The 19152-nt window shown below is 50.2% G+C and carries 13 protein-coding genes; 8 read left to right on the top strand and 5 right to left on the bottom strand.

Annotated features, from left to right (window positions below):
* Positions 1 to 301: 301 nt before the first annotated feature.
* The 3 genes from ACN0YR_RS21755 to ACN0YR_RS21765 are packed head-to-tail and all read left to right on the top strand — an operon-like array spanning position 302 to position 3384.
* On the top strand, positions 302 to 577 hold the full coding sequence (locus ACN0YR_RS21755) for a hypothetical protein (RefSeq protein ID WP_145199093.1): 276 nt from the start codon (positions 302 to 304) through the stop codon (positions 575 to 577).
* Positions 570 to 2231, top strand: a complete 1662-nt coding sequence (locus ACN0YR_RS21760; RefSeq protein ID WP_417851318.1) for a fatty acid CoA ligase family protein — start codon at positions 570 to 572, stop codon at positions 2229 to 2231. The genes ACN0YR_RS21755 and ACN0YR_RS21760 overlap by 8 nt, the downstream gene beginning before the upstream one ends.
* Positions 2232 to 2244: 13 nt before the next feature.
* A complete protein-coding gene (locus tag ACN0YR_RS21765) occupies positions 2245 to 3384 on the top strand; it encodes a mandelate racemase/muconate lactonizing enzyme family protein (protein WP_417851319.1) in 1140 nt (379 codons plus the stop codon).
* A 22-nt stretch (positions 3385 to 3406) separates the two neighbouring features.
* Here the strand turns inward: ACN0YR_RS21765 and ACN0YR_RS21770 are convergent, their stop codons facing one another.
* Positions 3407 to 5710 carry an efflux RND transporter permease subunit gene (locus ACN0YR_RS21770; protein WP_417851320.1) on the bottom strand — a complete coding sequence of 768 codons (2304 nt, stop codon included), beginning with the start codon at positions 5708 to 5710 and terminating at the stop codon, positions 3407 to 3409.
* A gap of 564 nt (positions 5711 to 6274) precedes the next feature.
* On the opposite strand from ACN0YR_RS21770, the gene ACN0YR_RS21775 reads away from it, so the two are divergent.
* The 4 genes from ACN0YR_RS21775 to def all read left to right on the top strand — a co-directional run bounded on the left by ACN0YR_RS21775 (position 6275) and on the right by def (position 11904).
* Complete coding sequence (locus ACN0YR_RS21775) at positions 6275 to 9409, top strand: tetratricopeptide repeat protein (protein ID WP_417851321.1); 3135 nt, start codon at positions 6275 to 6277, stop codon at positions 9407 to 9409.
* Positions 9410 to 9646: 237 nt separating this feature from the next.
* On the top strand, positions 9647 to 10564 hold the full coding sequence (locus tag ACN0YR_RS21780; RefSeq protein WP_417851322.1) for a MotA/TolQ/ExbB proton channel family protein: 918 nt from the start codon (positions 9647 to 9649) through the stop codon (positions 10562 to 10564).
* Between the two features lie 150 nt (positions 10565 to 10714).
* Complete coding sequence (locus ACN0YR_RS21785) at positions 10715 to 11086, top strand: hypothetical protein (RefSeq protein WP_417851323.1); 372 nt, start codon at positions 10715 to 10717, stop codon at positions 11084 to 11086.
* Between the two features lie 170 nt (positions 11087 to 11256).
* Positions 11257 to 11904, top strand: coding sequence for a peptide deformylase (gene def, locus ACN0YR_RS21790; protein WP_417851324.1), 648 nt, complete (start codon positions 11257 to 11259; stop codon positions 11902 to 11904).
* Positions 11905 to 12074: 170 nt separating this feature from the next.
* Here def and ACN0YR_RS21795 read toward each other — a convergent pair whose 3' ends face one another.
* The 3 genes from ACN0YR_RS21795 to ACN0YR_RS21805 form a co-directional block, all read right to left on the bottom strand.
* Complete coding sequence (locus ACN0YR_RS21795; RefSeq protein ID WP_417851325.1) at positions 12075 to 13298, bottom strand: argininosuccinate synthase; 1224 nt, start codon at positions 13296 to 13298, stop codon at positions 12075 to 12077.
* Positions 13299 to 13511: 213 nt separating this feature from the next.
* Positions 13512 to 14270, bottom strand: coding sequence for a HesA/MoeB/ThiF family protein (locus ACN0YR_RS21800; RefSeq protein ID WP_417851326.1), 759 nt, complete (start codon positions 14268 to 14270; stop codon positions 13512 to 13514).
* 82 nt (positions 14271 to 14352) lie between these two features.
* Positions 14353 to 14637, bottom strand: coding sequence for a MoaD/ThiS family protein (locus ACN0YR_RS21805; RefSeq protein ID WP_417851327.1), 285 nt, complete (start codon positions 14635 to 14637; stop codon positions 14353 to 14355).
* An 861-nt stretch (positions 14638 to 15498) separates the two neighbouring features.
* On the opposite strand from ACN0YR_RS21805, the gene ACN0YR_RS21810 reads away from it, so the two are divergent.
* Positions 15499 to 15729: a hypothetical protein gene (locus ACN0YR_RS21810; RefSeq protein ID WP_417851328.1), complete on the top strand. Its 231-nt coding sequence runs from the start codon at positions 15499 to 15501 to the stop codon at positions 15727 to 15729.
* A gap of 327 nt (positions 15730 to 16056) precedes the next feature.
* On the opposite strand, the gene ACN0YR_RS21815 is transcribed toward ACN0YR_RS21810, so the two are convergent.
* Positions 16057 to 19110, bottom strand: coding sequence for an efflux RND transporter permease subunit (locus ACN0YR_RS21815; RefSeq protein WP_417851348.1), 3054 nt, complete (start codon positions 19108 to 19110; stop codon positions 16057 to 16059).
* Between the last annotated feature and the right edge of the window lie 42 nt (positions 19111 to 19152).

The raw sequence follows: 19152 nt of genomic DNA on the forward strand, positions 1-19152 counted from the left end.
GAATTGGTTTGCAGGTTCTGCCTCGTGGCGAACAGTATTTTTACTAGAGAAATGCGTCCTTCACGGGCACACGGTAGAGCAAACTGCTCTAGAAAATAAACAACACATCGAGAGTTTCCCCGAAGTCGGTTTGACGATATTCCCTCGGACTGACTACTCTGCACACAGACTGGTTCTTTCATGAAGAAAGAGTCGTAGATCGTTTTATTGAATTGGCATTCAACGACGTTTGATGCGTACGCCAACGGGCGTGCGGGACATCCCGAGAGAGATGCCAATTCAGGTCCACAGGATAGTAGTAATGGCAAAACGGAAGTCTTCAAAGCCGAGCGCGGGACAACGTGTTCGGGTCAATGAAGGTGTTTGCATGCCGGAGTATCCGGACGTGATCATTGAGTCGTGGACTGGGATGGTTCTCGAAACACAAGGCCGGGGTGCGACATCTAAAGTCATCCTGGAATGGGACGATGCTGCACTGGAAGCGATGCCTGCCTCTTATCGAGAGCAATGTGAAAGCCAGAACATGCTTTACACCATGGCGTGCTTGCCGATGAGTGATGTCTCAATCGATGACTGAATCTGTCAATATTGCCCTTCGCTTCAGCAACTTCGCCAAGCTCAATCCGAATCAAACAGCGGTCGTCGAAACAATCAAGACCAGGCGTGACGGTCAGGTTGTCTACCGACAGTTGAGTTTTCAGGAACTCGACGAAGAGTCAGACCGAATCGCTGCCGGACTGCGAGAACGAGGCTGCGGGCCGGGCATGAAGCTCGTACTGTTTATCCCATTCAGTATCGACTTTATCTCGCTGACATTTGCTCTCTTCAAAACCGGAGCAACGATAGTTTTGATCGACCCGGGAATGGGCCGCACGAACATCTTCCGTTGCCTTGAAGAGGTCAACCCGGATGGATTTGTAGCGATTCCGCTGGTTCATTTTGTTCGTCTATTGAATCGTCGTAAGTTTCCGAATGCGAAATTCAATATCTCATCCAGCCGCTGGATGCCGGGAGTCATTGGCAAGCTGAGTGAACTGAAGAAGTCCAACATCGATTCGTTCAAGATCGCAAAGACGAAACGGGAAGACCTTGCGGCCATCATCTTCACTTCCGGAAGCACTGGTCCCCCCAAAGGCGTTGCCTATGAACATGGGATGTTCGATGCTCAGGTCGAGATGATTCAGGCCTATTACGGGATTGAGCCGGGCGAGGTGGACTTGCCGGGGTTTCCCCTGTTTGGACTGTTCAACGCTGCGATGGGTGTGACGACAGTCATTCCTGAGATGGACCCGACAAAGCCTGCTCAGGTCGATCCAGAAAAAATGATTCGGGACATCGAAAAATTTAAAGTCACACAGGCGTTCGGGTCTCCGGCGTTCTGGAATCGTGTCGGCAGATATTGCGTTGAGAATGGCGTAACGTTTCCGACCATCAACCGTGCTCTGTCTGCTGGCGGACCGGTTCCAGTCCACGTTTTGAAACGGATGCAAAAAGTGATTACCAAGCCGGGAGCGGACCTCTTCACTCCCTACGGAGCAACTGAAAGTTTGCCGGTCGCTTCGATTGGTGGTTCGCAGGTTCTCAATGAAACCGCGAACAGAACCGGTCGAGGTGAAGGGACATGTGTCGGAAAGACGTTTCCCGGAGTGGATGTTAAAATCATTGAAATCACCGAGGGACCAATTTCATCCATTGCCGACGCACAAGAGCTGCCACATGGCGAAATCGGTGAGATCATCGTTCAGAGTCCTTCCGTCACTCGAGAGTATTTTCAACGTGCAGAAGCGACTGCGCTTGCAAAGATCGCAGATGGGGATCGTTTCTGGCATCGAATTGGTGATGTCGGATACTTCGACAACGAACAGCAACTTTGGTTTTGCGGGCGAAAAGCTCACATCGTTGAAGTGAAAGGCACACGACATTTTTCGGTGAAGTGTGAAGCGATTTTCAATGAACACCCAAAAGTCTACCGTTCAGCACTTGTCGGAATTGGAGAAAAACCGAATCAATGCCCAGTCATTGTTGTTGAGCCAGAGGCGGGAGAGTTTCCAGAAAATTCAGTAGCGCTTCAAAAGTTTCACGACGAATTGCTGGCTCTCGGGAAAGCCTCTGAACTGACACAATCAATTGAGACCATTCTCTTTCATCGCAGCTTGCCGGTTGACACTCGCCACAACGTGAAGATCAATCGTGAGCAACTTGCGAAGTGGGCACAAGAACAGTTGTCGTAAGGTTGGAAAGCAAATGAAGATCACAGAAATTCGCTGCGCTGGGCTACACGGTGCGACTCCTGAAGGGGGCTGGAGCACCGAAATTCAACCTGATGATTGTGTCCACACGCTGATCGTTGTTCTCACAGATGCTGATATTATCGGGCTTGGCAGTGTCTTCACGAATAGTGATCTCGTGCAGGCATCGCTTGATGTGCTGAAGCCAATTTACGAGGGCGAAAACGCTCTTGAGCCAGAGCGTGTGAGCGAGAAACTGCATCAGAATACTTTCTGGTTAGGACGCGGAGGTGCTATCACCCACACTATCAGCGGGATCGACATTGCACTTTGGGACATCTTGGGAAAAGCGACAGGGCAACCGGTGGGGCGATTGCTCGGCGGCAGATACCGTGAGCGGGTCCAACCCTACGCCTCATTGTTGATGGACGAACCTGAGAAAATGAAAGACCGGCTCGAGCCGGTGATGAGCGAAGGTTTTCGGGCATTCAAAATCGGTTGGGGACCGTTTGGTCGCAGAGAATCGTTTAAGCATGATGAAGAAATTGTCAAAGCGGCCCGAAACGCGATTGGTGATGATGCGAAGTTAATGGTCGATGCCGGAGGAAGTGACGCTTTCTGGCCGAATGGTTACAAGTGGGCACTGCGCACTTCCAGCATGCTTGCAGATTACGACGTCACGTGGTTTGAGGAACCGCTCACTCCTGATTCGCTGGACGATTTCAAACGGCTTCGTGAACATTCTCCCGTTCCTGTTTCTGGTGGCGAGGTGTTAACGCGGCGTCAGGAATTTGTGCCTTGGCTGCAGGGGCAGGCATTCGACATTGTGCAGCCCGACGTCACGAAAGTGGGTGGGATCAGCGAGGAACGCCGCATCGCCTGGATGGCGCAAGACAATGGGATTCAATTCATTCCACATGGCTGGAATACTGCGGTCGGATTGGCTGCGGATTTGCATTTGGCATCGGCGTTCCCCAGAACCAATTTCGTCGAATACCTTACCGGTTCCCCTTTCATCGACGAGATTGTCTTGAACGCTTGGAGCCTCGACGAAGAGGGAACTCTCGAAATTCCGACGTCCCCCGGCCTCGGTTTGGAACTCAATCCCGATGCGGTTGAGAAGTACACGGGGCGAAAAGACCTGCTGTCGCCTTGAATTCCGTTGCTTAACGGTTCGATCAAGCCGGGATCTGGGCAGGTTCCATCGAAATCGGTTCAGACGAAGTCGGCTCGATCCGAACCCATTGAAGCAGAACCGGCATCAGGAAGATGTTGCTGACCAATCCACCCAGCATGGCGATGCTGACCAGAATGCCAAAATCCGCAAGCGGGACAAAATTAGACATCGTCAACACGCTGAAGCCTGCGACCAGAGCCAGGTTGGCAAGTACGAGTGCGAGGCCGACTTGTCCATGAGCACTTTCCGTCGCAGCGAGATGGTCGACACCGCTTTTACGAAGTCGCAGGTAAGTGCTCAGGTAGTGGATTGTTGAGTCGACAGTGAGCCCCATTGAGACGCTGGCAATCATCGCGGTTCCGATGTTGACTGGGACTCCGAGCAATCCCATGGTGCCGATCAAGACGAGGATAGGAAGCAGATTCGGAATCAGCGAGAGAAGTCCAATCGTAAGATTTCGGAACGCAATTCCCATCGTCAAGGCAACGCCTGCCGAAGCAATCAGGAAGCTGAATAATTGGTCGTTGAGCAGGCTGGAAATCATGTTGGCCAACAAAACATATAATCCAGTCGCAGTGGAATCCGGGAAAATTTCTCTGCTGACTTTTTCAACTTCAGCGATCAATTTTAATTTCACCTCTGCCGGTTGTTGTTCAAGGGCTCTCAGCATGATTCTCATGCGTTGCTGCGAAGAGTTGTAGAGCGAGCTCTCCATTTCAGGTTGCAGCGTCGTGAGAAATTCACGCTTTTCTTCGAGTGTCGACTTGCGAAGTCGCATGATCGGTAAGAGACGACTTCGCTTCGAGGAATCAATCGGGACACGTGGGACAAGGTCCAGACCATCTGTCAGCGAGACGACCTTTGTCAGCTTCGTGCCATCTTCTAATTCGATCTCTCTTAATCTCGTCGACAGTTCCCGAACCTGATCCAGAGTTTCTTCTGTCAACGTTTCAGGTGCAGAAAACCCGATCTCCCAACTCCCGACTCCTCCCATGCGGTTTTCAAAATACTGGATGGCTTGAGCAATGGGGCTTTGCTCTCGGAAGTTTTTACTGAAGTCGGTTTCGACTGTCAGTCGGAGCAGCCCAAGAAACGTGAGGCCAAACAGGGAGACAGTCAACAAGCACAATCCGAGGGCGTGGCGGTTCGCCCAGCGACTGAGAGATTTTAATATGGCCACAAGTCGATCTTCTCCGATAGGAGGGTTCGGGTCGGCTTGAGCCTGACCGACAAGGATGCCAAAAGGAAACAGCAGACAACATAGAACTGGGATGAGAAGAGTCGCCAGTGTCATCATGATGGCAAAGCTTTGGACAGGCACAATCCGGCTGATGAGCAACGCCGCAAAGCCGACTGCGGTTGTAATGCAGGTCCAGCTAATCGGCCCAGCGAGCCGTTTGAATGTTAAACGATAGGAATCTTTCCGAGAGTGAGTGAGCCGTAGCTCTCGATAGGTGACCGTGATATGCATCGTCGTGGCAACACCGATGATTGTCACCAACGAATTCAACATGGAACTGACCATACTCAGCTTCATGCCGGTGAATGCAAGGAGACCTTGTGTCCAGATCAAGGTGCATTGAATCAGCACAATCGGAAGGACGACCCACCGAATGTTTCGAAACAGAATCAGAATCACCACCATGAGCAATAGAGAAGAGGCAATCCCTAATGTTCGAGAGTCCGTTTCCACGTATTGAAACATGTCGTGGACCTGAAGCGGTTCACCTGCGACAACAGCTTCGGGGTTGTGTTGATGGACAGCTTCTCGAACGAGGCGAAAAGTTTCCGCTCTGGAAACGGTTGACTTGTTTTCGTCTTCAAGCCGCATCGCAATTGCGACGGTACGATCATCGTCGCTGATAAGCATTCTTCGCGATTCTCGCAGTATCGACCTTTCGAAAGCGGGCAATCGCATCGCCAGTCTCATCCAACGTGGAGCGCGATCGTTTCGCATGATGGAGGCCAGATCCTGCATGCTTTCTGGGAGAATCCCCGGGATCTGCGAAAGTGTTGCGGAAAAAGACTCCATGTCATCCAAAGTCTCCGAACTGGTTGGATCATCAACCGCATAGCCGACGATGAGAAATTCATCTCCACCGAAAGCTTGTTTACTGATGAGGTACTCCTGAAGAAGTGGGGACTCACTGGAGAAGAAGGACTCAACCGCCTCGTCAAATCGGAGTTGTGACGCGGGAATCGCGAGTATCAAGGTCATTGCAGTCAGAAACGCCACCGCCGGATACTTCAAGCGGGCGAGTTGATTGGCGAATTGCTCTGAATGACTCGGGGCGTTTGGGGACATGGAGGGTGTGTTGAGGTCGTCGAAGATCACAGGTTTCAGGTTGGAGTGATCTCCGGGGAATAGTCAGTGGCCGAGGCCGAATAAGGTCGAAGATGATGATTGCTTGAACTTACTGTGTTCGCTGAGAATAGTCTCGGTCATACTAAACAACTACTGAGTCGGAAGAGAAAACTGAGATGCCAGCAGATTCTCGCATTTCGAAGTGATCCTGAATTGCCCGTCACCTTGGGTAATCCAGGTGACTCTTGCAGATTCCTCCTCGGAGCACAGTTCATGATTTTCACGGGAGTTGAGGCCAGCCACTTGTCGGGTTGTGACTGTCGCCTGTAGGATAGAAGGTGTCTAAACGGGAGTATTCTACAAGAAATACTTGCTGATTTGATCTCTCCTTCGCTGAATAGAAGTCTCACCCACCTGCCGAACTTTCACATGAACGTTTTGAAGAGTGACCCTTGCGTGACAGGCTTGCCTCAAGTTTCGGCGAGTCGATCGATATTTGCAACATGGTTCAAGTTTGCAAGACGGTTCAAGTTTGCATCGCTGCCCAGACTTGCAAGGTGGCAAATGGTGGACCTGCGATTATTGGGGCTGCGACGATCAGGCTTGTCAGTTGGACTGGCAGCGGTCATGTTTTTTCTATTCCCCACAATTGCTGCAGCGGATGCAGTTGGCGACTACAACCTGGCTGTTCAATTCTATAAACAGCAACGCTGGAAAATGGCTGGCGAAGCTTGTGAAGAATTTATCAACAAATACCCGGAACACGTTCAGGTTCCGATGGCTCATTTGTACTGGGGGCAGTCTCTGGTTCATCTGTCTGATTTCGACGCCGCCAGAACACAGTTCCGAGCGTATCTCAGTAATCCCAAAGCGGTCTCAGATCGTCCGTTGGCCATGTACCGTCTTGGCGAGTGCAGCTACTTTTTAAATGATGCCAAAGCCGCTGAGCAGGAATTGACACGATTCCTCAATGAGTATGGAGACCACGAGTTGGCTGAATGGGCAATTGTCTATCTTGCGCATTCGCAGTTTCAACTCAACAAAAATAAAGAAGCGATTCGCTCCTTCGAAAAATCATTGAATGACTACAAAGATGGTCATCTGAAGAGTGAAGCGGAGTACGGGTTGGCACGTGCACTAGAAGTCGACCGGCAATCGGAGAGGGCAGAAGCTCTCTATCGCAAAATCGCTGCCGAGTCCACGAACCCCCACGCCGGAGATGCTCAATTCCATTTCGCAGCATCGTTGTTCAGTCAGGGAAAGTACAAGGAAGCAGATCAGGCGTTTCTCGCCCTCACAACCGCACAGCCGAAACATCGACTGGTCCCTTTAGCATTTCTGAATGCTGGATACGCAGAATATCAGTCTAGAGAGTTTAGAAATGCTATCCAGCGATTTGAAAAAGCGGCTGAGTCAGAAGACCAGGCGCTGACGGCACAGTACTGGGCCGCCCTGAGTTACAAGTCGCTTGGTGAATATGCGCAGGCTTCAAAGATTTTCCAGGAGTCATTGTTAGCCGAGCCGGATCAGCCGTTGGCAGAAAATATTTACTTCCAGCGAGGAGATGCCGAACTCCGTTTAGGAAATTACGAACTAGCCCTGCAACTTTTCGAATCGGTATACACTCAATGGCCAGAAGGGAAGTACTCCGATGATTCAGTTCATTCCGCTTGCGAAGCGGCTTTTCAAATGGGCGATTTCAAGAAGGCAGAAGCCCTCAATGAACTCTTTCAATCTCGCTATGCCGATGGAGGCTTAAAACAGGTTCAAGACTTGTTGTTCGGGCGAATTTTAATGGCTCGCGGAGATCAACTTGAGGTCGCATCTCCTGAGAGGGAGGCAGTCTACCAGCAAGCTGCGGAGTTACTAAAAAATGTCGTGGAGACAACAAAAGTCGATGAGACAAAAAAACTGGCACAGTTTCAATTGGCTCGGGCTTACGAACGATTAGGTGATGACGACACACTCATTGCCGTACTCTCTTCGGTCGTCGAAAATGCGCCCATGTCTCAACTGGATTATGATGCTCTACTTCTGAGAGCAAACGCGCATCTGCGAAAGAAAGATTACGACAACGCCATTCTCGACTACGAAGCTTTCTTGAAGGACGCGACGTCTAGCAAACTTCTTCAGGATGGGTATACCGGACTTGTTGCAGCCCAGATTGCGAAGCAAGACTGGGAGAATGTCACCACTAATCTTGATCGTCTTAAAGAACACGATCCGGAATCGGCCGAGCGACATCGGTTAAGCCTGGCAGCTGGCGATGCTGCGTACGACGCAAAATTGTGGCCGCAAGCAGAATCCTTCTTCCAGATCGCCACGGCAGAGAAGTCAGGCAACGAATATTATCTCGCAGGTCTCTCTGGGCTCGGACATGCACTCTATCAGCAAGAAAAATTTGCGGAATCTGCCAAAGCCTTCGAGAAGCTAACTGAAGCTCAAAGCGATGACCTCAAGCTGGGGACGCATGCCTGGTACATGCTGGGAATGGCGCATCGTCAAGCCGGAGAAACCGAAGCTGCACTGTCCGTGTACGAACACGCACTGGAAAAGTATCAAGCAAACACACAAGGTGCGGACCCCGAAGCGCTGCAAACAATCTACAGCTTAGCCAAGGGAGCTGCTCGCGTTTCTCGTGATCTGATGAAGAATGCGATCGCAGAAAACTACTACAAAGCAGCCTTCGAACGGATTCAAGCACTTCCGGAAATTAAGAATGCTGAGCTGGATAAGCTGATCTACGAATGGGCGGACATGCACTACAACGACCAGGATTACACCCGGGCGGACGAACTTTTCAATTTGCTGATCGAAGAAACCCCCACGAGTGATTTAGTCGATGACGCCTCGCTGATTCTGGCAGAGAGCCTGAGATTTTCTGGTAAACAAGCTGAGGCAGAAACCGCTTTCCGAAAACTCGCGACAAACAAAACCGTTGACGACTTCGTCCGCCAGCGATCGCTTGTCCACCTCGTCGACCTCGACGCTGAAGCGGGAGAATGGGAGCAGGTTCTGGCAGACTGCAACACATTGGAAACGGAATTTCCAGAGAATACACATCGACTCTATGTTCGCTATCGAACTGCCGAGTCCCTGTTACACCTGTCGCGAGCCTCTGATGCTTCTGCGATTCTTTCTGAATTGATGACTCAACTTTCGGGGCAATCGAAAGAAGAGAAGCCGACCTGGTGGGAAGATGTCTGGCTGTTGAAAGCAGAGAGTTTGCTGGAAGCCAAAGATTATCAAAATCTCACGAAGACCGTTGAAGAGCTGAACACGCTTTCGCCTGATTCAAAACTGGTCCATCGGGCTGAACTTCTCGTCGGGAGGGCTCTAGAACAACAGGCGAAGTTTGTCGAAGCACGTGCCGCCTATACTCGGGCAATTCAGTCGAAATCAGGAAAAGGGACCGAATCAGCTGCGGAAGCTCAGTTTCGTATTGCCGAATCCTTACTAAAAGAGAAGAATTACAAAGCTGCGCTGAAGGAGTTTTATCGAGTTTACGCAGCATACGACTCTCCTGAATACGAAGCAGCCGCCCTCTATCAAGCAGCACGATGCGATGTTTCGCTAAAAAACTGGAAAGGCGCCGTGCAGTCGTACAGGACTTTGATTAAAGAATTCCCTGAAAGTCAGCACCTCGAAGAAGCGAAAAAACAGCTGGTGGAGATCGAACAAGTATTTCCAGATTTATAACACAGGCCGTGATGTGGACTCGACGCAAGTGACTGTCCTGTCATGACTTGTTCGTTTCAGTGGGCCAGAGAAGAGGGCGTCATGCCTGTCAATCAAAGCAATTTCAGGTAGCTTGTGAAGGTTTTTGAAAACGAAGTCCTTCGCAAGTTCATGTGTTACTGAGCCATTGCGTTTCCATACTCGGCAACTGGTTATTTCACCTGGCCGAAATGTACTCAGAATTAAAAGAGCCTCTCCATGATGGAGCCAATTCAAACGACTCTTCACCAAAGACTGCGCGCAGCAATGCCCGGAGCTTTACTGCTGTTTTGCTTTATGATTCCCGTCGCGGCTCAGGATGTGAATCTTTCAGAGCAAAATATTCCTCTTGTCGGAGAAACTGCTGAATTCCCGGAATTCGACCCAAGTGCAGAGATTCTCGCCGCTGAGGGCGAAGCTGGGCCGGCCGAAAAGGTCGGTTTGCCGACCAATGTCATTGAAATCTTTCTGTCACTCGGTTACTGGATTCTGCCATTCGGACTGGCCACTTTAATTGCGATCTGGTTTACGACTGAACGCGTGGTGGTGTTGCGCCGTGGGAGAGTCATTCCAAAACCGTTTGTGCAACGATTCCTCAAGTTGCTTGAAGAGGGGGAATTGGAAAAAGACGAGGCCCTGCAAATTTGCGAAGACAATGGTTCTCCCGTCGCTCATGTTTTTGCTCATGGTGTGCGAAAATGGGGCAAACCAAGTGTCGAGGTCGAACAAGCGATCATCGACGGCGGGGAACGTCAGGTCAGTTCGCTGCGCCGACATCTTCAGGTGATCAACGGCGTTGCGACAGTGACTCCGCTAATTGGATTGCTGGGAACCGTTTGGGGGATGCTCAAATCGTTCAATCAAATCGCTCTCGCAGGTGCAATGGGGAAAACAGAGCAGCTGGCATCAGGTATCGCGCTCGCTTTGGTGACCACTGCAGCTGGTTTAATCGTCGCGATTCCATCGTTGATTGCGTATATGTATCTCTCCGGCCGAGTCGACGCACTGGTCATGAAAATGGACGAACTCGCTCAAAAAGTCGTTCACAACATCTCAATTGAAGCTCTGTCAGATCGACAGCAGCGTCCTCGAACGATTTCATCAGCTTCGAAAGGGACTCAAAAATCAGCCGGGTAATTCATTTGCGTTTCTCAATCTTCAAAGAGTCACGCTCAAACGATTGACCATCGAGCTCAACTCGACTCCAATGTCTTAAAACGTCGGAGTGTCTCATCATGAAATCGCGACCGACTACGGCTCATAGACCGGAATTCCTTGGGGAACACAATGTTTGGACTGTTTGGCGGAAAAGACTGGAACGTGATCGCGGTCATTTTTGAACGTCGTGATCTGTATCAGGTAAGTGGCCAGCGCAGCAAAGGTGGCGGAGCAGAAAAAACCCGAGACGGTGCGAAACGGCATCCGCGAACGGTATACTGGGCTGTTTTCGATCAAAAAGGGAGCTACCTTGAAGGTGGCGTCGGGGCAGGTGGGAATACCGTTCCGGGCGATGTCCTGAAGAAGCTTGGAAAAGAACTCGCAAAAAACCGAACGGTCCTGGAAGTTCTGAGATCGCTGGAAACTAAAGAAACTGACAAACTTGCCAAACCACTTGTCTGGACAGGATATCCGCCACGTCAAATGCATGGGCAAGATTGAACCTGGTTACGTACCACTTTTCAAATGGTGCTCGGGTTCAGACTCGTGGCGATGTGTGATTTTCCTCACGAGAAGCACTCTCCACGGGCACAAGAAACACGTAAGTGTTCTAAATCTGTTTATTCGCCTCTCCTCTAATACAGCCTTGCTTCCGGGGCTGATTTCTCAAAATGCAAATTGTTCACTACCCACATCCTGTACTCTCTTTCAAATCGGTCGAAGTTCAACAAATCGACGGGACTTTACGAAAAGTCGTTCGTCGAATGTTTGACCTGATGTACGAAGCCAACGGAATCGGCTTGGCTGCCAATCAGGTTGGCTTGCCATTCCGATTCTTCCTGGTGAATCTCGCTGCCCGCCCGGACAGCCCCGATGAAGAGTTAGTTTTCATTAACCCCATCATCAAAAAGAAAAAAGGGAGTGAACTCGGCGAAGAAGGCTGCTTAAGCCTTCCGGGACTTTATGGTGATGTCGACCGATCCGAGGAAGTCACCATTGAAGCTTTCGATCTCTCAGGGCAGGGGTTTGCCATGGAACTTTCCGAGCTTCCGGCGCGCGTCGTTCAACATGAAACCGACCATCTCGATGGAATCATGTTTACAGATCGGATGCGGGAACAAGGTGAAAGTGAGGATGTGGACATCGAGTTACTGAAATTCAAAATGAATTTTAAGAACGCTCAAAATGAAAACCTCTTTGCTAACGATGATGAACTTCTGAAGAACGTTCAGGACATGGCAAAATCCGGGAAAATCCCTGCCGATTTTCTGGAAATTCCAGTCCATAAACTGACTCCACCTCAACTCAATGACGAGTAAGAAGTCGGAAAAAAAAGAAGACCAGCTGCACCGGACGTTTGGTGCAGCTGGTCTTTTTATATGAACTGAGAACCTTGCCTGCGAATTGGCTTGGAAACCTGACTCACGTTCATGACTTCATAGATTGTTCGTCGCGTGGCCAGAACCTGTACACCAATTCGCAAGATACTCTAGTAGTTTCTGGGGCGGGCTTTGCCTTGGACGCGGAGTGGAACTCCCAAAATTCGCAGGAAGCCTTCTGCGTCGTTTTGGCTATAATCTGCTTCGTCAGCTGCTTCCATGGATGCGATCGCTTCGTCATAAAGGGAATTAGGTGAAGTCCGACCGACAATGCGGACGTTTCCTTTATAGAGCCCTAACGTCACTTCACCTGTGACCGGCTGTTGAAGCTGACTGATGAAGGCCATGAGAGCATCCATTTTCGCACAGTACCAGAAGCCATTGTAAACCATCTCGGCAACTTCCGGGCTGAGGCGGTCTCGCAAGTGGGCGGCGTCACGGTCTACGGTGAGTTGCTCGAGGGCCTGATGAGCGGCGTACAGGCAGGTCATCCCCGGAGCCTCATAAACTCCTCGGCTTTTCATTCCGACGAATCGATTCTCGACAATGTCGATGCGTCCGACACCATTTTCACCACCCAGCTGGTTGAGAGCCTTAACGATTTCGGCCGCTCCCATTGCTGTCCCATTGACGCTTGTTGGAACTCCTGATTCGAAGCCAATTTTCACAAGAGCTTCCTGATCGGGGGCCTCCTGCGGAGAGACAGTCATCCCAAAATCGATGATGGGGATTCCATCAACGTTCGGGTCTTCAAGGTCACCCGCTTCGTAGCTGATGTGTAAGCAGTTTTCATCAGATGAGTAAGGCTTTGAAGCAGTCGCCTTGACGGGGATGTTTTTTTCTTCGCAGTAGTTCAGCATCTCTGTGCGGCCTGGGAAGAGCTTACGAAACTCATCCAGTCGCCAGGGAGCAATCACTTTCACTTTCGGGTCGAGTGCCTCGGCGGCCAGTTGGAATCGACATTGATCGTTTCCTTTACCGGTTGCTCCGTGAACATAAGCAACGGCGCCGACTTCGCGTGCTCTCTGTAAAACGATTTTTGAAATCAATGGACGGGCAATTGATGTCCCAAGGAGGTAGATGTTTTCGTACTTTGCTTGCCACTGAAGAACAGGAAACGCGAAGTCGCGGCACAATTCTTCTTGAACATCGACAGCGATCGAGGTTTTGGCACCAATGTCGAGGGCCTTCTGCAAGATCGATTCGATGTCCTCACACGGTTGTCCAAGGTCGACGTATAAGCAGTGGACGTCGTATCCCTTGTCCATGAGCCAACCGACCAGGACCGAAGTGTCTAAGCCACCGCTATATGCCAAAACAACTGAATCTGCCATCGTTTTTTACACTTTCTGAGTCAGGGACTCGCTCGCACTGACGAATGTTTCTGTCGCATTTCGTTTTATTTCAGACAAATTCCTCATTAAAGAGGTTCATTGACTGAACTGATCAAGCTGAGCATCGTCTCATTCCCGGCATGGAACATCAATACTCGGCCAGGTTTGGGGTTCATTTTTTCTCTGCTGGGAATGTCAGTCTGTTTCGAGACATTACGTCAGACCGCTGCAAACAGGACAATCGGTCCGCTTTTGAATCGGAAGTTTTTTGAATTCCATACGACGCAGGTTGGCCCACAGCATTTCTCCTTGAAGCGTTTCCCCGATGCCGGTGAAATATTTAATCACCTCCACCGCTGCCATCGCAGCGATTGTCCCGGAAACTGCCCCAAAGACAGGGAATTCTCGTTTCCAGTGTGGAGGATCTTCTGGATAAATGCAGGCCAGGCAGGGTGTTTTTCCCGGTACGATCGTTGTTAATTGGGCGTCGAAATCGAACATGGCACTTTCAACGAGCGGCTTCTGCTGCTCGACACAGGCCCGATTCATGGCAAACCGTTCCGAAAACAAAGGAGCCGCATCGACGACCAGATCGACCTGCTCCACAAGAGCGTCGACATTCTCTTCGTTGATGTTTTCGCTCACCGTGATAATTTCGACATTCGGGTTTAACTCTCGAAGACGTCTTGGAGCCGATTCGCTTCGCGGTTGTCCGAGCCAGTCTGTCGTCATGAGGAGTTGCCGATTCAAGTCGCTCGGCTTCACGTTCCCACCATGTGCCAGAACCAGTTTCCCGATTCCGGCCGCAGCCAAATAATATGCAACCGTTCCGCCGACACCTCCCAATCGAGATACGAGAACACTTGCGGACTTCAGCTTCTCTTGCCCGGCTTCACCAATGTCTGGTGTCCAGATTTGCCATTCGTATCGAGCTTTTTCTTCTTCTGTAAGGTGCTGCTGAGTTGCTGACATATTCTTGATTTCACGTGTTCGTGTTTGCGAGGCCTTGTTGGTTTGCCCCATCCATCGTCAATTGAAGTACCTTGAAACTGTCTCAACCTCCGGCGATGGGAGGCAAAATCGAGAGTGTGTCAGTTTCTTTCAAAATCGGATCACTGAAACGATCTGCTGAGACCGGTTGATCGTTGATGAAAACCAATAGACTGCGTTGCGGAAGTCCTGCGGCATCGACCAGTCGATTGGCGAGATCATCAGACGCCGACGCGGCCAATGCGGAAAAGGCATGTTGAATTGATCCCGCATCATCGAGTTCGACAACAGTCGAATCGGTGCCTGCTGCCTGACGGAGCTGAGCTTCAAAAAAAACTTTAATTTTCATTCGGACAGTACCTTGATCTTCGCGAATCGGTCGACGTTCCGCGAATGCCTACTCTTCGCTGTGAGTGAGAGACCGAGTCTTCATGAAGAATTCGATCCTGATCAGCTTGAAAAGTGACACCATTTTCTGACGTATTCTGAAATCCAATGTGATGTAGTGATTGATTGAAAGAACATTCGCTCAAAACTTCAACCGTTGCTGTATTAATGTCGAGGATTGTTTGCGAAGTTTCAGTGCAACCTTCAAATCTTCACTCACATTCATCTTATGAAAAGAAGTTTTTGGGATGATGTAACTGCTTGTTCACATTCGGGTTACGGGTTTGTCGCGTGCTGTGCGTGTGTCGTTGGCAACGTCTGCTTTGGTGCGATGAGCGCTTGTTTGCGTGTGAGGAATGGTTTGATTTTTTGCTGTTTTTAATGAAAGACGGTTTTTTCTGAGAAAACGTGTCACATGCTTTTTGTTTCTCCGCTGAGAGTTTTACCGGCCAGCAAGGCCAACAACAAAAACTCAAAACAACACACCGGAGAATGAAGATGTTTCGCTCAACCCTCAACTGCCTGTTCGCTGTCACTGTTATCGCTGGCTGCTTCGCTGAAACATCTTTGGCTGACTCACGATCCAACTCGGGCCGTAGCAACTCATCATTCAACAGATCATCATCGTCTTCTTCCCGCAGCAATTTCAGTCAACGCAACTCAGGCGGTTCGTCGTCATCACGATCAAGCGGCAACTCTTCATCCCGTTACGGAAATTTCTCCGGGAACCGATCAAGCTCATCGAATCGGAGCTTCCACGGCAATCATCACGGAAGCAACCACGGCGGGCATTTCAACTCTCATCATAATTCCCATCACCACCATGGCGGACACTTTAATTCACACCACAACAACCATCATTCTGGTGGGCATCACTTCGGCGGTCATTACAAGAACCATCACAACTCGCACCACAATTCACACGGCCATTACAACAGCCACAACAATCACCACGGTGGGCATCATGGCGGTCACCACGGCGGTCACCACGGGAGTCACCACGGGAGTCATCACAACAGCGGACACAGCAATCGTTACTAAGCCGAACAAGTAAAGCATGAACAGATGAAGAAAGTGCCGAATAATATTCCGAAACGAATAGCCAGACACCTCAGGTGTCTGGCTATTCGCATTGATGCTCAGCACAGAAAGCATTTTGAGAAAAAATCCCCGTGACAAGTTTCGTAGAATTGAGTGTTTCATCAGATGAGAAACATTCTTCACAAGTGAAATGCCCCCAAAAATTGAACCCGCCTGATGTGTTGGGGGCATACCAGAAGGTCCTGCTCTACTCCCAAGTCATCATTCCAACACCCAGAGAATTGACCTCCAAAACCACCCAGAATGTTATACGAGTTAGACGCTGATAGGTCGCGAATGATTAGGGTCTGACTGTATAAAATTGATAAATATCTTCGAGGATTAAGTACAGACAAGGGACCAGTACGAGGATAATGGTTGTGGAAAAGAGAATGCCGAAGCCGAGTGAGATCGCCATGGGAATGATATATTGGGCTTGGAGAGAGGTCTCGAAGATGAGTGGGATGAGCCCGCCAAATGTTGTCAGCGTTGTGAGCAGGATTGGTCGGAACCTACGGAGACCAGCTTGGGTAATTGCTTCGAACGCAGAGTTCTCGCCGCGATTACGGTTTGCGTAGTCGATCATGATCAGTGAATCATTGATGACAACTCCTGAGAGTGCGATGACTCCCATGAGACTGACGAGCGAGAGGTCGTAACCTAACCACATATGACCCAACACCGCACCGACGATTCCGAAAGGGATCGCAACCAGTACGATGAATGGCTGAACATAGTTTCGGAAAGCGACTGCCAGGAGTGAGTAGATTATCGCCAATGCGAGTCCAAAATATCCCCAAAGTGCCGAAGTCGCCTGCCGCATCTCGGCATCGCTGCCTTCGAAGGTCCAGGTGATTCCGGGGTAATCATCGCGAAGTTGCGGAAGCGTTTCTTCTCGTAGAGCGCTAATCACCTGGGTGACAGCACGCTTGGGATCGACATCCATTGAAACGTTGACAACCCGCCGACCATTGCGGCGGTTGATGCTTGTGAATGCTTCACTTTTTTCTACATCAGCGACATCGAGTAATGGAACTTCCACTCCATCGGGAGTTCGGATGATCAAATCTTCGAGGTGATGAATGTCTTTTCGTTGCTCTTCAGGCAGCTTCACCCGGACTTCGATTTCGTTTGTTCCTCGAAGGAGTCGAAGTGCCAGCGAACCGAAAAATGCGGATCGTAACTGGTCACCAACCTCTTCGTCAGTCAACCCAAGGGCTCGGCCTTCGGGACGAAGTTTGAAGTCATACTGAGATTTCCCTTTGTTGAAGCTATCACTTACGTCACGAGTATTTGAAAAACTTTCGAGACGTTCTACAAATGCTTGCGAAGCTTTGCCAAGCACATCGACGTCGCTATGGCTGAGATCGATACTGATGTCCTGTCGAAAACCACCTGGACCACTCTCGGCTTCAAATGTAATTTGATCGACTCCGGGGAGATCTCCAATGGAATCTCTCCAGAGTTCAATGACTTCGTTTGCAGTCATGTCTCGCTGATCGGGCGGCTTGAGAACAATTTCGACGTCAATAAAGTTTTGCCTCCGGACATTCGTTTTAATCCCTTCTGCCACTTCATGAAGATTGTGTTCGTCAAACATACGTTGGCTTGCCTGGGTCACAATCGCAGCGAGTTCTGCAGACTGCTCGCGAGTCGTTCCAACGGGTAGACGCACACCACATTCAATCTCATCGGCTGAGACCTCTGGCATCAGAACCATGCCCATGTGGGCGCTCAAGGCGTACCCACCGATAATAAGAAATATTCCGAGTGCCAGGGATGTCGTCACGTAGCGGATTTTCAAGCATAGTTTCAAGATTGGGCCGTAAATGATTTCCACGAGACGAGTGAAGCCTCGGCTGAAACTTTGCTGTCCGTGATGCAAAAATCCTCGCAATCCACGAGACCGTGATGCCGAACCGGCATGCGTCAAGTGGGCAGGGAGTATGAAAAGGGATTCAATCAGCGAAAGTGCCAGCACTACAATGACGACAGCTGGCAATGGTCGCCAAAATTTTCCTGTTTCGCCTGGAATAAAGAGCAGGGGAATAAACGCAACAATATTCGTCAGAATACTAAAGAGCACCGGGCCGGCAACATCTTTGGTCCCATCGATCGCAGCTGAGAGATCGCTTTTTTGTTTTAGCCGCTCTTCGTAAACGTTTTCGCCCACAACTACAGCGTCATCAACGACAATTCCCAGTACTACTAGAAATCCGAATAGTGAGATCATGTTGATGCTCAGACCGACGAGAGGCAGAAGCAAGACACCGCCTATAAACGAGACGGCCATGCCCATCATCACCCAAAACGCCAAACGGAATTCTAAAAAGAGGGACAAGATGACCAACACGATGACGACCGCCAGAACAGCGTTTTCGATGACCAGACTCAATCTGCGGCGAAACTCTTCTGCGTTATTATTGTCGATGCGCCACTTCACTCCCGGTGGCAATGAGCTTTCGAAGTCCGCCATCGTCTCTTCGACCGCCTTGGCGATATCGATTGGTGATTGCGAGCCGACACGGAAGATATTCAGCTCGACCGAAGGGGTCTCATTGAACTGAGAATGGAATCCAATTTCTTCAAATCCATCTCGGATTGTCGCGATATCGCCTAAGGTAACGACCTGTCCTTCGGCCCCACTGACAATCTCAACTTGTGCGAACTCGTCGGCTTGTTGTTTACGGGCTTTGAGGCGGAGCAAAATTTGGCCGGAGCTTGTTTCCACAGCACCCGCAGCCACATCCTGGCTGGACGTTCGTATGATGCGAGCAACATCCGAAAGAGTTAAGCCGTATTCTCGTAGTCGCTGCCGGGGAATCTCAACATGTGTGACATACCCCGGAACTCTTCCCAATTCGACCTGCGTGATTTGCTCGTGTGATTGCAGTTGGTCGCGGAGTTGTTCCGCCAGTTTTCGAAGCGTCCAGACATCGACTGGACCAAACAATCCGACTTCCATGACTTCTTGTTGTTCGGATTGCAGACTGACTTCGGGCTGTTCGATGTCGTCAGGAAACGTTCGAATTCGATTGACTGCCTGATCGATGTCCTGGAACGCTTTCATCCGGTCCTGTCCAGCGACGAGCTCAATCAGCACATCTCCCTGACCTTCGCGGGCTTCGCTGGTTATTTCTCGAATCCCATCAACGCCGCGAACTGCTTCTTCAATTGGGCGTAAAATTCCCTGTTCTACTTCGGACGGAGCAGCTCCCGGATAACCGACGCTGACTTCCACAACATCTAGCTGAAACTGAGGAAAGACTTCCTTCTGAATCGTAAATGCTGACCAGACTCCCCCACCTAGCAGAATCACCATCAGGAGATTGGCTGCGATGGAATTTTGAGCCATCCAGGCAATTGGTCCTGGAGAAGGCTTCGGTTGATCGATTTC

This window comes from Thalassoglobus sp., from assembly GCF_048270125.1.
GTDB lineage: Bacteria > Planctomycetota > Planctomycetia > Planctomycetales > Planctomycetaceae > Thalassoglobus.

Excerpts from the sequence above, each read along its gene's own strand:
- ACN0YR_RS21755 (WP_145199093.1), top strand. The coding sequence starts at position 302 with ATGGCAAAACGGAAGTCTTCAAAGCCGAGCGCGGGACAACGTGTTCGG.
- ACN0YR_RS21760 (WP_417851318.1), top strand. The coding sequence starts at position 570 with ATGACTGAATCTGTCAATATTGCCCTTCGCTTCAGCAACTTCGCCAAG.
- ACN0YR_RS21765 (WP_417851319.1), top strand. The coding sequence starts at position 2,245 with ATGAAGATCACAGAAATTCGCTGCGCTGGGCTACACGGTGCGACTCCT.
- ACN0YR_RS21770 (WP_417851320.1), bottom strand. The coding sequence starts at position 5,710 with ATGTCCCCAAACGCCCCGAGTCATTCAGAGCAATTCGCCAATCAACTC.
- ACN0YR_RS21775 (WP_417851321.1), top strand. The coding sequence starts at position 6,275 with ATGGTGGACCTGCGATTATTGGGGCTGCGACGATCAGGCTTGTCAGTT.
- ACN0YR_RS21780 (WP_417851322.1), top strand. The coding sequence starts at position 9,647 with ATGATGGAGCCAATTCAAACGACTCTTCACCAAAGACTGCGCGCAGCA.
- ACN0YR_RS21785 (WP_417851323.1), top strand. The coding sequence starts at position 10,715 with ATGTTTGGACTGTTTGGCGGAAAAGACTGGAACGTGATCGCGGTCATT.
- def (WP_417851324.1), top strand. The coding sequence starts at position 11,257 with ATGCAAATTGTTCACTACCCACATCCTGTACTCTCTTTCAAATCGGTC.
- ACN0YR_RS21795 (WP_417851325.1), bottom strand. The coding sequence starts at position 13,298 with ATGGCAGATTCAGTTGTTTTGGCATATAGCGGTGGCTTAGACACTTCG.
- ACN0YR_RS21800 (WP_417851326.1), bottom strand. The coding sequence starts at position 14,270 with ATGTCAGCAACTCAGCAGCACCTTACAGAAGAAGAAAAAGCTCGATAC.
- ACN0YR_RS21805 (WP_417851327.1), bottom strand. The coding sequence starts at position 14,637 with ATGAAAATTAAAGTTTTTTTTGAAGCTCAGCTCCGTCAGGCAGCAGGC.
- ACN0YR_RS21810 (WP_417851328.1), top strand. The coding sequence starts at position 15,499 with ATGGCGGACACTTTAATTCACACCACAACAACCATCATTCTGGTGGGC.
- ACN0YR_RS21815 (WP_417851348.1), bottom strand. The coding sequence starts at position 19,110 with ATGGCTCAAAATTCCATCGCAGCCAATCTCCTGATGGTGATTCTGCTA.